Origin of the sequence: Streptosporangium sp. CA-135522, from assembly GCF_050949235.1 — a bacterium.
Classification (GTDB): Bacteria; Actinomycetota; Actinomycetes; order Streptosporangiales; family Streptosporangiaceae; genus Streptosporangium.
The window spans coordinates 226,664-240,457 of record NZ_CP192026.1 but is presented as its reverse complement, the minus strand read 5'-3'; the positions used below and the strand labels follow the sequence as shown (position 1 = coordinate 240,457).

The window sequence follows — 13,794 nt, the reverse complement described above, 5'->3', positions numbered from 1 at the left end:
CAGGTTTCAGCGCTGTCTGAAGGATCTGCGGTAGTCGCGGGGCGGCACGCCGCGGCGGAGCGCGAACTGCTCCCGGAACACGGCGGCGCTGCGGTAGCCGACGTGATGGGCGATGTTCTCGACGGGTAGATCGGTGGTCTCCAGGAGCTCTTCGGCGAGGTTCAGGCGCTGGGCGAGCAGCCAGGCGTGCGGGGTCGTGCCGGTGGCGGCCTTGAAACGGCGGGCGAAGGAGCGGCGGCTCATCAGGGCGCGGGCGGCGAGATCGTCGACGGAGATCCGGCGGTCCAGGCCGGCCCTGGCCCAGGCGATCACCTCGGAGAGACGCTCGTCGTCGCCGTCGTCTGGGACGGGTGCGGGCAGGTACTGCAGTTGACCACCACTGCGGTAGGGCGTGGTCACCAGGTCGCGGGCGATCGCGTTGGCTCGCGTGGCGCCGTGCTCGCGACGGATCAGGTAGAGGCAGAGATCGATACCCGCCACGGCGCCCGCGCCGGTGACGATGCGGTCCTGGTCGACGTAGAGGGACTCGGGACGGACCCGCACGGCTGGGTGGCGGGCGGCGAGGTCGGCGGCGAAGCGCCAGTGGGTGGCCGCCTCCAGGCCGTCGAGCAACCCGGCGGCGGCCGGCAGGAACGTGCCGACGCAGTGGGCGGCGATGATCGCTCCCCTGCCGTACGCGGCGCGCAAAGCGGCAAGGACGGCCTGCGGCGGGTCGGTGCGAAACTCCACCCCTGGCAGAGCCAGGACCAGATCGGCGCCGGCGAGCCGGTCCAGGCCGTGCTCGACCGGCAGGGGCAGGCCGAGGTCGGTGCGCAGCGCGCCGGGCCGCTCGGCGCAGATGGCGAAGTCGAAGCCGGGGCGGCGGAAGATCTCGTTCACGATGCCCAGCCCCAGCGCGGCGACCCCCTGCGGGGCATAGGCGGCGACCGATCGAAACTTTGGCACAAAACCCACCATAATGGGTATTGTGACCACTGTTCGGGGAGTCGCGTCGTCGTCAGACTGCTTTCCATGACCGACGCACCCGTTTCCATGACCGACGCACCCAGCGGCCGTTCGGCCGCCTTCCATATCCTCGCCACCGGCTACACGACCTCCACGGGACCCGGCGTGGCCGCGACCGTGTCCTACGTCACCGAGGGCGACCTCAGAATCGTGGTGGACCCCGGCATGGTCGCGAGCCAGTCGGTGATCACCGACGCGCTCGCCGATCTCGGTCTCAAGACAGATGACATCACCGACGTGGTGCTCAGCCACCACCACCCCGACAACATCCTCAACGTCGGCCTGTTCGGCCAAGCGCGGATCCACGACCACAAGGCGATCTACCGGGGCCATGAGTGGACGGACCGGGACGCCGAGGGCTACGAGTTCTCTCCGTCGCTCAGATTGATCGCCACCCCTGGCCACAGCGCCGAGGACATCACTCTCCTGGCCGGTACCACCGAGGGGGTCGTGGCCTTCGCGGGCGACCTGTGGTGGCGCGCCGACGGCCCGGCCGACGACCCGGTCACTATCGACCGCCAGATCCTTCGGTCCAGCCGGGAGCGTGTGCTGGCCATCGCCGACCTCATCGTCCCCGGCCATGGCGCGCCCTTCGCCCCGACAGCGGCCACCCCTCGCTGACACCTGGAAATGCCAAGATCAACAGCTGGCCCAAGGCCTTCACCGACCTCCGCCTCCGCGCCGCCGTCGTCGACCGGCTCGCCTCCGGCGGCGGCATCATCGAAGCCGGTACCCAGCCCTACCGCCTCGCCGGACAAAGGCTCGAACCGGTTCTGAGGGGACTTTCGCGAGAGGCGACCTGAGCGAACGTCGAAGAGGTGACCGGTTCCGACGGCCGTCACAACCGGTGGTTTCCGAGGAGAGCAACTTCTGCGCGGTGCTAGCCGTGCGCGGTGCTAGCCGTGCGCGGTGTGCTTCGCGGCATGGGCCTGCCGCCACTCCTCGGCCGCCTGGATCATGGTCTGACCGACGTGCTCGAAGAAGTGGCCGATGTCCTGCATCCGGGTACCGGCGGGTGTGGTTGCGCCGAGGACCTGGGCGCCTTGACGGGCGAAGTCGGCCAGCATGGTGTTCTGGCGGGCGCTGGCCATCCAGCCGCGGAACCAGGCGTCGGCGTCGATGACATACCGGTCGCGCCGCCGGCGGGGGTCACGTTCGCGCCGGATGAGCTCCTGCTGTTCGAGTTCGCCGACGGCCTTGGAGATGGAGGCGGGGCTGACCTGGAGGCGCCGGACGAGCTCGGCGGCGGTCAGGCTGCCGTTGTCGGTGACGTACAGGCAGGTGAGCACCCGGGCCGTCATCCGCGGCAGACCCGTGCCGACCATCATCGCGGTGAACTGCTCCTCCAGCTCGTGAACCGCCTCGGGGTCGCGCCCGTGCGCGTCGACCGCGGTAGGCGAGACCTGGGCCGGGGTCGGCTTACGGCGGCGCGCACGGCCTTCGGCCGCCTGCTGTGCCCGGTCGGCCCGGTAGCCCCCGGGGCCGCCATTGCGGGCCACCTCCCGGGTGACGGTCGAGATCGGTCGCTCCAGACCCCCGGCGATCTCGGTGTAGGTGAGTCCTTCGGTCAATCCCTCGGCGATCTTCCGCCGGTCCTGGTGGGTCAGCCTGCCTCCGGGCATCGGTCTTACCTCCGTGTCATGTCTTTCGGTGTGGTCAGTATTGCGTTCGCAGACATTCCATTGCAAACGAGTCGAGGCCAAATTTGCATTCACTCTCACCATCATTGCAAGATTCGATGGCTTCGACCTGCGAATTTACGGTTTTCATAGCTTTCTAGATTGACGAATCTATGAAAGCAAGTTAGCTTTTAGCTATTCGCAAACAAGCGACATGATCGGAGCCGCCCGAACGAGGGCTGCTTGTCGCCGTGATCGGAGCCCCCTCATGACTTCCTTCCTCACCCCCTTGCGCACCTGGCACCGGCCACTGATGGTCTGCGCGCTCCTCATGCTGGGCCTCGTGCTGGCCGCCGGTGTCGGGCTCGTGGTGGACGGCCGGACGCTGCTGGGTGAGTCGGTGTGGGTCAAGCCGCTCAAGTTCGGCTTCGCCTTCGCCCTCTACGCGGGCACACTGGCGTGGCTGCTGACCAAACTACGCAAGGGAAAGCGGCTGGGCCGGTGGATCGGCACCGTCTTCGCACTGGCCGCGACCGTCGAGGTCGGCGCCATCACCGTGCAGGCGGCGCGCGGCACCTTCAGCCACTTCAACGCCGAGCAGACCGACCCGATCACCCTGGCCCTGGTCCCCATCCTCACCTTCGGCGTGATGATCATTCTCATCACGCAACTGATCCTGGCGATCGTCGTGCTGATCCAGCGCACCGGCGGGGCCTCGTTGAACCGAGCGATCCGCGCCGGGCTGGGATTGGCCGTCTTCGGCATGCTGGTGCCGGTCTACTGGCTGGTCGCCGAGATCCACCCCCGCACGGTGACCGACGCCAACGGCCACCAGGTGCCGATGTACCAGGGCCACGGCATTGGCGACCCCGACGGCCACGGCATGCCCCTCACCGGCTGGAGCGTGACCGGCGGCGACTTCCGGGTAGCGCACTTCTTCGCCCTGCACGGCATCCAGGTGCTGCTCCTGCTCACCGCGGTGCTGGCCGCCCTGGCCGCCAAGCACGCCTGGCTGCGCGCCGAAAAGGTCCGCGCCCGCCTGGTCGGCAGCGCCGCCCTCGGCTACACCGGGCTGGTCGCGGTCGTGACCTGGCAGGCCTGGCGCGGCCAGTCCCTGATCCACCCGGACACGGCCACCCTCGCCGCCTCCGCCGCGGTGGCGCTGATCACCGCGCTCACCGCCACCTGGACGATCCTCGCGGCCAAGCGCGCCACCGCGCGGGCCGCCGTCGAGGCCGAGCCCCGCCAGCCGGCCACCCGCTGAACTCCCTTCGAACAACCCCTGAAGGGAATCGACATGGTCTCAGGCCCGCTCACCGCCGAGTTCTGCCCGACCACGTCCCGATAACCGCCACCACGCCGTAGGGCTCGGGGCGGCCCGGGAAGGCGCCGCCCCGAGTCCGTACCCGACCCCCAAGGACCCCGATCATGACTGACCTCGCGATCTCCGCCACCGGCCTGCGCAAGGCGTACGGCGAGCACCTCATCCTCGACGGCGTCGACCTGGACATCACGGCAGGCACCATCTTCTCCCTGCTCGGCCCCAACGGGGCGGGCAAGACCACCATGGTGAAGATCCTGTCCACGCTCATCTCCGCCGACGCCGGCGACGTCTGGATCGCCGGCCACCACCTGACCGAAGACGCCCAGGCAGTGCGCGCCGCGATCGGCGTCACCGGCCAGTACTCCGCGGTGGACGGCCTGCTCACCGGCGAGGAGAACCTCCGCCTGATGGCCGACCTGCACCATCTGGGCCGATCCGGCGGCCGCAGGCGAGCGCGGGAACTGCTCGAGCAGTTCGACCTGACCGAAGCCGCACGCAAACCCACCGCGACCTACTCCGGAGGCATGCGACGCCGCCTCGACCTGGCCATGACCCTCGTCGGCGACCCCCGCGTCATCTTCCTCGACGAGCCCACCACCGGCCTGGACCCGCGCAGCCGCCGCACCATGTGGCAGATCATCCGCGGCCTGGTCGCCGACGACGGCGTCACGATCTTCCTCACCACCCAGTACCTGGAGGAAGCCGACCAACTCGCCGACCGGATCGCCGTGCTCAACCACGGCAACTTCGTCGCCCAGGGCACCGCGGAGGAACTCAAGCGCCTGATCCCCGGCGGGCACGTCCGCCTGCGCCTGGCCGACCCGCGCGGCTTCGCGACCGCGGCCCAGGCGCTGCGCCCGACCTCCCACGACGAGGAGACGCTCACCCTGCACGTGCCCAGCGACGGCGGCGTCAGATCGCTGCGTGCCCTGCTCGACTGGCTCGACAGCGCGTCGATCACCGTCGACGAGCTGACCGTCCACACCCCCGACCTCGACGACGTCTTCCTCGCACTCACCCAGGAAAGAGAACCCGCCCGATGAACGCGCTCAGCGACTCGGCCACGATGCTGCGCCGCAACCTGCGGCACATGCTCCGCTACCCCACCCTCACCCTCATGATCATCGGCATGCCGATCGTCTTCCTGCTGCTGTTCGTCTACGTCTTCGGCGGCGCCCTCGGCGCCGGGCTCGGCCAGGCCGGCGGCCGCGCCGACTACCTCGCCTACATCACTCCCGGCATCATCCTGATGACGATCGCCTCGGGTGCCACCGCCACCGCGGTGACCGTCGCCACCGACATGACCGAGGGCATCGTCGCCCGCTTCCGCACGATGGCCATCTCCCGCGCCTCCGTCCCGACCGGTCACGTGCTCGGCAGCATGATCCAGACCCTGCTCGGCGTCGCGGTCGTCACCGGCGTCGCCGTACTGCTCGGATTCCGCTCGACCACCGGCCCCCTCCAGTGGCTCGCGGCGCTCGGCGTCCTGACCCTGTTCGTCCTCGGCCTCACCTGGCTGTCGGCCGCGCTCGGCCTGGTCTCGCCCACCGTCGAGATCGCCAGCAACGTCCCCATGCCGCTGATGCTCCTGCCGCTGTTCGGCAGCGGTTTCGTCCCCACCGCCTCCATGCCCGGCCCGCTGCGCTGGTTCGCCGAGCACCAGCCGTTCACCCCGCTCATCGAAACCATGCGCTCCCTGCTGCTCGGCACCCCGATGGGCAACCACGCGACCGTCTCCATCTGCTGGAGCATCGGCATCACCCTGGTCGGTTACCTGTGGGCCAGGAGGCTCTACAACCGCGACCCCGCCCGCTGAGCGTCCCAGCTACGACACGGGGTGATGAGCCTGGCCGGTCTGGGGCTGACCGCCGAACAGGAACGCCTCTACCGCTACCTGTTGCGCAACCGTACGCCGATGCAGCCCGATCCGGGACCTGACGAAAGTCAGGTGAGGTCCGTCCGATCGTGCGCTGTGCGGCGCCTCCACCGACTTCTACCGTTCGTCTCCTGTAGATGGAGATCTCGGAGGAAAGTCGATGAAGATACGGAAGGTCGCGGCGATCGCCGGCCTGGCCGGCGTGTTGCTCGCCACGGGGACGACGGCGGCAGACGCCTTGACCGAAGCGCCGAAGGCCGGTGAGCCGAGCGCGACCGCGATCGACCACTACATGCGCGCCTACATCGAGCGGACCCGGCTACCCGGCGCCCTGGTCGCGATCACCAAGGGCGACCGGGTGGTGCGCACCGCGGGTTACGGCCACACGGCCGGCGGCGAGGAGATCACGAAGGAAACGCCGATGCCGCTCGCCTCGGTCTCCAAGTCGTTCACGGCTCTGGCGGTGCTGCGCCTCGCCGACCAAGGCAAGATCAGCCTGGATGCTCCCGTCCGGAAGTACCTGCCCGAGTTCACCATGGCCGATCCCCGCGCCGGGAAGATCACCGTGCGGGAGTTGCTCCAGCAGACCTCGGGGATGAGCGACCAGACCTTCCCCGAGCTGACGCTTCCCGCTCCGGACACCCTCAAGGACGCCGTCGCGATGCTGCGGACCGCCCCGCTCAGCACCGAGCCGGGCGTCAAGATGATGTACCACAACCCCAACTACGCCCTGGCGGCACGGCTGGCCGAGGTGGTGGCCGGGGTGCCGTTCGCCGACTTCATGGCCGCCACCGTGTTCGGTCCGCTCGGCATGACGTCCACCAGGACGGTGAACACCACCATGGACCTGCCCGGCGCGGGTGAGGGGTACATCCGCGCCTACGGCCAGGTCGTCGAGCGCGCCCATCCGAAGTGGTTCGTCAACGGCTCCTACGGCGTCGTCAGCACCGCCGACGACATGGCCAAGTGGCTGATCACGCAGAGCGGCGCCGGCCACGTCTTCCCCAAGGAGACGATCAAGACCGCCCAGACCGCCTCCGGCGTGGGCGGCAGCGACTACGGCATGGGATGGGTGAGCGGGAAGACCGCCGCAGGAGCGCCCCGGCTCCTGCACACCGGCTGGCTGCTCACCCACAACTCCGTGCAGACCCTCCTGCCCGCGAGCGGGTACGGCATCGCCGTCGTCACCAACACCGGGATGGTCTCCGGTGACGACGCGGCCATCATCACCGACGGGCTGATCGACCTCATCGAGGGCCGCCCCGACGCCGAAGCCGTACCCTTCACCGCGACCGCGGACCCCTGGCTGGCCGGTCTGACCCTGCTCAACCTCGGGCTCGGCCTCGTCGGGGTCTTCCGTGCCCGCGGCTGGGCCCGCCGCCGCGCGGGCCGCGCCGTGTGGCGCCTGATCGTACGGCTGGCCCCCTACGCTCTGCCGATCGCGCTCTTCGCCGGTCTCGCCGGCCTGTTCGGCCTCCTGACGCACCGGGTGGGCACGCTGGACCAGATCACCTACGTCTGGCTCGCGCTGTACGTCTGGACCGGCACCGGCGCACTGGCCGCCGCCGCCGTCGTCGTCTCCCGGCTCGTCCACATCGTCCTGACCCGCCGCTCGGGCGTCCCCGCCCCCGCGGGCGGGCCGGCGCCGACCTCGGCCGCGCCATCCCCCTTGGGGTAGCGTGCCTGCTTGACCGGGCGGTATCCGGCTTCCGGGTGCCGCCTCCGCGAACGGCGAAGGCGGGGCCGATGATCCGAGTGCTGCTGGCGGACGACGAGGCGATGATGCGGGCCGGCGTACGCGCCATCCTCGGCGCGGCCGATGACATCGAGGTCGTCGCGGAGGCGGCCGACGGGCACCAGGCCATCGACCTCGCGCTGAGACACCGCCCGGACGTCTGTCTGCTCGACATCCGGATGCCGCGGCTCGACGGGCTCCAGGCGGCGGCCGAACTGCGCCGGGTCCTCCCCGAGACCGCCGTCGTGATGCTCACGACCTTCTCCGAGGACGAGTACGTCGCGAGCGCGCTCGGCTCCGGCGCGGCCGGCTTCCTCCTCAAGTCCGGCAACCCACGCGAACTGATCGCCGGCGTCCAGGCCGTCGCCGGAGGCGGCGCGTATCTCTCCCCCGCCATCGCACGGCGGGTCATCACCCACCTCGGTGCCCGGCAGTTCAGCAAGCAGGCCGCCGCCCGCGCCCGCGCGGAAGAGCTGACCGACCGCGAGCGCGAGGTCCTCGCCCTGGTCGGGTCCGGCCTGTCCAACGCCGAGATCGCCCGGCACCTGCATGTCGTCGAAGGCACGGTCAAGGGGTACGTCAGCCAGATCCTCACCCGCCTCGGCCTCAAGAACCGGGTGCAGGCCGCGATCCTCGCATACGAGGCGGGCCTCGTATCCGAGGAGGAATCCCTACTTTCGTCAGAGTCGCCGGTACGCGGGCATCGGCGATCCTGAAGTCATGCGCAGCGTGTCCGGCCGGCTCTCCCGGCTTTTCGACCTCGGGCTGTGGCTGGTGGTGTGCGCGCCACCGATCACAGCGGCCTTCTCCCCGCATGGGCAGGATGTGGTGACGGCGGCCGTGGGCGTCCCGCTGCTGGGGGTCGCGGTGGCGCTGAGCCGGAGATGGCCGCTGGTGGCGCTGGCCGTACCGGTGGCGCTGAGTCTGACTCTGGACCCGCAGATGTTGACCCCTCTGTACTGGACGGCGCTGGTGCTCTTCGGCTATCTGGCCGGGCACCGGATGACGACCGTCCGTCCGGCGCTGTGGTTCTTCGCGGCCGTCGCCGCCGCCGGGCTGCCGCTGTGCGTGCTCGTCCTGCGTGATCTTTGGGGCTGGCCCACGCAGCTGCTGACGCTGCTGTTCGCCGTGGGCCTGCCGTGGTTGCTGGGTCGCTACCGCCGCCAGTACGCCGAGCTGGTCGCCACGGGCTGGCGGCTCGCCGACCGGTTGGAGCGCGAGCAGCGGGCCTCCGCCGATCGCGCCCGTATCCGGGAACGGGCGCGCATCGCGGGAGACATGCACGATTCGCTCGGCCACGACCTGACGTTGATCGCGGTACGAGCCAGCGCCCTGGAGCTCGACCCCGGGCTGGACGCCCGGCAGCAGGCGGCCGTCGGCGAGCTGCGAGAGGCCGCCGGGGCCGCGACCGAACGACTCCGGGAGATCATCGGCGTGCTGCGCGCGGACGACGAGCGGCCGCCCAGGGTCCCGTCCACGGAGAACGTCGAGACTCTGGTCGAACGCGTGCGAGACTCCGGAATCACGATCACGCTGGAACGTCTGGGCGACACGGAGGACCTACCGCCCATGGTCGGCCTCGCCGTCCGCCGCGTGCTCCAGGAAGCCCTGACCAACGCCGCCAAACACGCACCCGGCGCGGCCGTGCATGTCCGGCTCGTACGGGATGAGGCGATCCTCGGTCTCCGTGTGGTCAACGACCCGACCACGGCGGCCCCGCTGCCGGGCGTGGCCTCGGGCGGCTCCGGGCTGGTGGGACTCGACGAGCGCGTACGTCTCGCGGGCGGCACGCTGCGCACCGGTTCGACCCCCGAGGGCGGCTTCGAGGTCGTCGCCGAGCTGCCGGTCGCCGGCGGCGTGATCCCACGTCCGCCCGGTGCCGTCCGGCCCACCGCCTCCGCCGTGGAACTGGCTCGTGCCCGGCGACAGGTGCGCCGTCGGCTGATACAGGCCGTCATGGTCCCTCTGGCGGTACTGGCCGGGATCCTCCTGCTCATGATCCCCATCAGCTTCGCCAGATCCTCCTTCTCGGTCCTGGATCGGGACCGGTACGAGCGGCTGACGGTAGGCGACACGCGCGACGACGTGCGCTCTCGGCTACCCGCGTTCACCAGGGACGGCCTGCCGGACGGCGCCCCGCCCGCGCCCAGGGGCGAGGAATGCGTCTACTACAACACGAGAACGGCCTCGGACGACGCCTACCGGTTGTGCTTCGTCCACGGGCGGCTCGTCTCCAAGGCGATCGTGGGAGGTTCGGGGTAGCCCGATCGCCGCCCGAACGGGAACCGGCGCTCCTTCGGGAAGAAGCACCGGTTCTCAGCGTCGCCCTCTCAGCGTCGCCCTCTCAGCGTCGCCCTCTCAGCGTCGCCCTCTCAGCGTCGCCCTCTCAGCGTCGCCCTCTCAGCGTCGCCCTCTCAGCGTCGCCTTCTCAGCGTCGCCGGTTCTCGCCGCCGCCGGACGTCACCGGCTCACTGGCGCCGCCAGAGGGCCGGGACGTTGGGCGGCTCCCAGCCGGGCAGTGCGGTGTGCTGCTGGAGGCATTGGTAGGTGACACCGTTGTAGACCGCCTGAGCGCCGGCCGCGTAGGCGGTGCCGGCGGTCCAGGGGCCGGCAGGTCCCTGGGTGGGCGAAACGGTGGGCGTGGGCGTCGGGGTGGGCGAAACGGTGGGGGTCGGGGTGGGCGTGGGGCTCGGCGACGGGTCGGAGCCACCGCCGACCTTGACGTCGACGCAGTTGTAGAAGGCCATCGCGGTGTCGGCGATGTTCCAGATGGCGAGCACCTTGAGGCGGCCGGTCCGGCCTCCCAGGTCGACCACGTGCGAGACCGTGGAACCCGGCACCTTACCGCGGTCGTCGAACACCGCGATGCGGGTGCCGCCGACGAAGTACTCCCACGTGCTGGTGGCGTGACGAGCCTCGATCCGCCAGTTGAAGGTGACCGAGTCCCCGACGTTGGTGACCGGCCAGGCCTTGCCGTCATCGTCGAGCGGGGCCCAGCGGGCGTCGCCACCGCTGCAGTTCCGCTGCCCCTTGGGGCCCTCGACGCTGGCCGGCTCCCAGATGATCTGCCCGCAGTTGGCGACCCTCCCCTGTGCGCAGAGGGCCTGCCTGCTGGGAGGGGAAGTGATGTAACCGTGCGCCAGGGCGGGCGAGGCGACGAACACCACGGACGCGACCGCGATGATCGTCGCCGCTAAGACTGTGATCAATTTGCGCATGTCGTGCTTCCTTTGCTGGGGGGTGAGCCCAAATATAAAGGAAACTTTACTAACAGTAAATATCCGTCCGACTCCGATCGAGCCAGGCGGGAGATCCGTCCGACTCCGATCGAGCCAGGCGGGAGATCCGTCCGGCTCCGATCGAGCCAGGCGGGAGATCCGTCCGGCTCCGATCGAGCCAGGCGGGAGACAGGGGAAACGAGACGACGGCCCCGCCCACACGCGCGGAGCCGTCGTCAGGTTCTACCGAGGCGGTATCCCGTCGGACACGGCACTCGGCACCGGGGCGTAGCCGGCGGCCCGGGTGGTGAAGGTTCCCCGGCCCTGGGTTCGGCCACGCAGCCGGGTCGCGTAGCCGAACGACTCGGCCAGCGGCACGGTCGCGGTGATCACCATCGTGCCCGCCCGTGCGGTCGAGCCCGAAACCCGGCCCCGTCGTGCCGCCAGGTCGCCCAGCACCCCACCGACGGCGTCGTCGGGTACGGTGACCGTGACCTCGACCATCGGTTCCAGCAATGCCATCACGCTGGCGCGCAACGCCTCCCGCAGCGCGAGCCGACCGGCCGTCCGGAACGCCATCTCCGAGGAGTCCCTGGGATGGGTGGCTCCATCGGTCAGCGTGACTCGCAGGCCGGTCACCGGGTGACCGGCGAGGGGACCCTCGGCCAGGGCGTCCCGGCAACCGGCGTCCACCGCCCGGACGTACTCCCTCGGCACCCGTCCACCGACGACGGTCGAGCGGAACACGAAGCCCGCCGCGCTGCCGCCGCCGTCGTCACGGGCGGCGTCCGGGGCGATCTCCAGCGCTTCCACATCAAGGACGACGTGGGCGAACTGGCCGGCGCCTCCGTCCTGCTTGACATGTCGGTACAACAGCCCGGACACCCCGCGGACGACCGTCTCCCGGTAGGCCACCTGCGGTCGGCCGACGCCGACGTCAAGCCCGCGAGCGCGACGAACCCTCTCCAGCGCGACCTCCAGATGCAGTTCGCCCATTCCCGACAGCACCGTCTGGCCGGTCTCGGGGTCGGTTCGAACCACCAGTGAGGGATCCTCCTCGACCAGCCGCGCCAACGCCGACGCCAGCCGATCGGTATCGGTGCTTCTGCGGGCCTCGACCGCCACGGAAACCACCGGATCGGCCATAGCCGGCGGTTCGAGGACCAACGGCGCCGCGGGTGCGCACAGGGTCGTCCCGGCGCGGGCCGCCTTCAGCCCGACCACCGCGACGATGTCCCCCGCCACCGCCCGGTCCACCTCCGTGTGCCGGTCGGCCTGCACCCGCAGGATCCGGCCGATCCGCTCGGTGCGCCGCGCGCCGGCGTCCAACACCGCATCTCCCTTCTGGATCGTCCCCGAGTACACACGCAGGTAGGTCAGCCGCCCGGTGGCGGTCGAATTCACCTTGAAGACCAGCGAGGCGAACGGCGCCGCCGGGTCGGCGACCCGCTCCTGCACCGCGCCGTCCCGGGTACCGCGCACCGCCGGCACGTCCAGGGGCGAGGGCAGGTAGGCCACGACCGCGTCCAGCAGCGACTCGATGCCGCGGTCGCGGTAGGCCGACCCGCACAACACCACCACGCCCTCACCCGTACGGGTCAGATCGCGCAGTGCGGCGGCAAGTGTCCGTGCGGAAATCACTGACTCCGTGCAGAACTCCTCCAGTGCGACCGGGTGCAGTTCGGCCACCGCCTCCTCGAGTAGCCGACGGCGCCGGTGCGCCTCTTCCCGCAGAGCGTCCGGCACGGGGCCTTCTTCGAAGGTCTCGTGGCCGTCAGCCCAGACCAGCGACCGCATACGCAGCAGATCCACCACCCCGGTGAACCCGTCCTCCCGCCCGATCGGCAACTGGGCCACCAGCGGGGTCACCTGCAACCGCTCGCGGATCGAATCGACCGCCGTGTCGAGATCGGCGCCCGCGCGGTCCAGCTTGTTGACGAAGGCGATCCGCGGCACCCCGTACTGGTCGGCCTGCCGCCACACCGACTCGCTCTGCGGTTCGACCCCCGCGACAGCGTCGAACACGGCGATCGCGCCATCGAGCACCCGCAGCGAGCGTTCCACCTCGTCGGAGAAGTCGACGTGACCCGGGGTGTCGATCAGGTTGATCCGGTGGCCGTCCCAGACGCAGCTCACCGCCGCCGCGAAGATGGTGATCCCGCGATCACGTTCCTGGGAATCGAAGTCGGTGACGGTCGTCCCGTCATGCACTTCGCCGCGCTTGTGGGTGGCGCCGGTGACATACAGAATCCGTTCGGTGATGGTGGTCTTACCGGCATCGACATGGGCGAGGATGCCCAGATTACGGACGCCGGTCAACGGATCGGGGAGATGACGGTGCAGGTTGGTACGCATGCCCATAGCCCTTAGAACAATCCAAACAGGACAGCGCAATCGCCGGGCGAGACGGCCTGAGGTCAGGCCGCAGAAGACCTGAGGCGGAAGACCTGAGGCGGAATAACCGCATCGCGACATATCCAGCCGGTTACTTCAAAACCGGACAGATAACGTCAGGCGTTCGTCACGGACGTCCGATGCCGGCCGCGCAGCCGACACCGGGTACCAACGAAGACACCAGAATCACCTCATACCGTGACCGGGGAATGACCACAGCGGTGCGATAGCGCACAGCCGTCTCCCCTCACTCGTAAGGTGCGCGCCACAGTGTCATGGCGGCGCGTTTCATGACGAATGTACTGAATCCAGCATGGGCGGGAAACCGGTTTTCTCGCCGGCGACGACGCACCGTCAACCACGGGCCTGAACCGTTCCGGGTCGATCCGGGTTAGGTGGCCGCGGGTGTGCTACTCGGCCCCGACGGCCCTCAGGTGATCGACTACGGCGACCCTGACAGATGGAACCGGCACTCTGCCGGCCGGGCCCGTGGTGGCCATCCTCTCCGGCGGAAACGTGGCGGTCCGTCCGACGCCGACGACATCGCCGACGACATGACGAGCTCGCCGTTCGGAACTGTTCGGCACTGTTCGAAACCCTTATAAATGCACGCCTCAATCCCC

The 13,794-nt window shown here is 69.8% G+C and carries 11 protein-coding genes; 7 read left to right on the top strand and 4 right to left on the bottom strand.

From position 1 onward, the window contains the following. Positions 1 to 6 precede the first annotated feature (6 nt). Complete coding sequence (locus ACQPYK_RS01260) at positions 7 to 945, bottom strand: GlxA family transcriptional regulator (RefSeq protein ID WP_433248843.1); 939 nt, start codon at positions 943 to 945, stop codon at positions 7 to 9. A 66-nt stretch (positions 946 to 1,011) separates the two neighbouring features. On the opposite strand from ACQPYK_RS01260, the gene ACQPYK_RS01255 reads away from it, so the two are divergent. Next, positions 1,012 to 1,626: an MBL fold metallo-hydrolase gene (locus ACQPYK_RS01255; RefSeq protein ID WP_433248840.1), complete on the top strand. Its 615-nt coding sequence runs from the start codon at positions 1,012 to 1,014 to the stop codon at positions 1,624 to 1,626. A gap of 275 nt (positions 1,627 to 1,901) precedes the next feature. Here the strand turns inward: ACQPYK_RS01255 and ACQPYK_RS01250 are convergent, their stop codons facing one another. Continuing rightward, positions 1,902 to 2,627 (bottom strand): MarR family transcriptional regulator, encoded by a 726-nt coding sequence (locus tag ACQPYK_RS01250; RefSeq protein WP_433248837.1) that lies wholly within the window; start codon positions 2,625 to 2,627, stop codon positions 1,902 to 1,904. Positions 2,628 to 2,892: 265 nt separating this feature from the next. Here ACQPYK_RS01250 and ACQPYK_RS01245 point away from each other — a divergent pair, with 265 nt between their 5' ends. The 6 genes from ACQPYK_RS01245 to ACQPYK_RS01220 all read left to right on the top strand — a co-directional run bounded on the left by ACQPYK_RS01245 (position 2,893) and on the right by ACQPYK_RS01220 (position 9,821). Continuing rightward, complete coding sequence (locus tag ACQPYK_RS01245) at positions 2,893 to 3,888, top strand: hypothetical protein (protein WP_433248834.1); 996 nt, start codon at positions 2,893 to 2,895, stop codon at positions 3,886 to 3,888. Positions 3,889 to 4,052: 164 nt separating this feature from the next. After that, positions 4,053 to 4,991 (top strand): ATP-binding cassette domain-containing protein, encoded by a 939-nt coding sequence (locus ACQPYK_RS01240; protein WP_433248831.1) that lies wholly within the window; start codon positions 4,053 to 4,055, stop codon positions 4,989 to 4,991. Further along, the gene (locus ACQPYK_RS01235; RefSeq protein ID WP_433248828.1) at positions 4,988 to 5,764 is read left to right on the top strand and encodes an ABC transporter permease; all 777 of its coding nucleotides are present in this window, start codon (positions 4,988 to 4,990) and stop codon (positions 5,762 to 5,764) included. The genes ACQPYK_RS01240 and ACQPYK_RS01235 overlap by 4 nt, the downstream gene beginning before the upstream one ends. A gap of 220 nt (positions 5,765 to 5,984) precedes the next feature. Further along, positions 5,985 to 7,502, top strand: a complete 1,518-nt coding sequence (locus tag ACQPYK_RS01230) for a serine hydrolase domain-containing protein (RefSeq protein WP_433248825.1) — start codon at positions 5,985 to 5,987, stop codon at positions 7,500 to 7,502. Between the two features lie 68 nt (positions 7,503 to 7,570). After that, positions 7,571 to 8,275, top strand: a complete 705-nt coding sequence (locus tag ACQPYK_RS01225) for a response regulator (RefSeq protein WP_433248822.1) — start codon at positions 7,571 to 7,573, stop codon at positions 8,273 to 8,275. 4 nt (positions 8,276 to 8,279) lie between these two features. Then, positions 8,280 to 9,821 (top strand): sensor histidine kinase, encoded by a 1,542-nt coding sequence (locus tag ACQPYK_RS01220; protein ID WP_433248819.1) that lies wholly within the window; start codon positions 8,280 to 8,282, stop codon positions 9,819 to 9,821. Between the two features lie 206 nt (positions 9,822 to 10,027). Here the strand turns inward: ACQPYK_RS01220 and ACQPYK_RS01215 are convergent, their stop codons facing one another. Both ACQPYK_RS01215 and fusA read right to left on the bottom strand, forming a co-directional pair. Then, positions 10,028 to 10,777, bottom strand: a complete 750-nt coding sequence (locus ACQPYK_RS01215; protein WP_433248816.1) for a lytic polysaccharide monooxygenase — start codon at positions 10,775 to 10,777, stop codon at positions 10,028 to 10,030. A gap of 243 nt (positions 10,778 to 11,020) precedes the next feature. Beyond that, on the bottom strand, positions 11,021 to 13,132 hold the full coding sequence (fusA, locus tag ACQPYK_RS01210) for an elongation factor G (RefSeq protein WP_433248813.1): 2,112 nt from the start codon (positions 13,130 to 13,132) through the stop codon (positions 11,021 to 11,023). Positions 13,133 to 13,794: the final 662 nt, after the last annotated feature.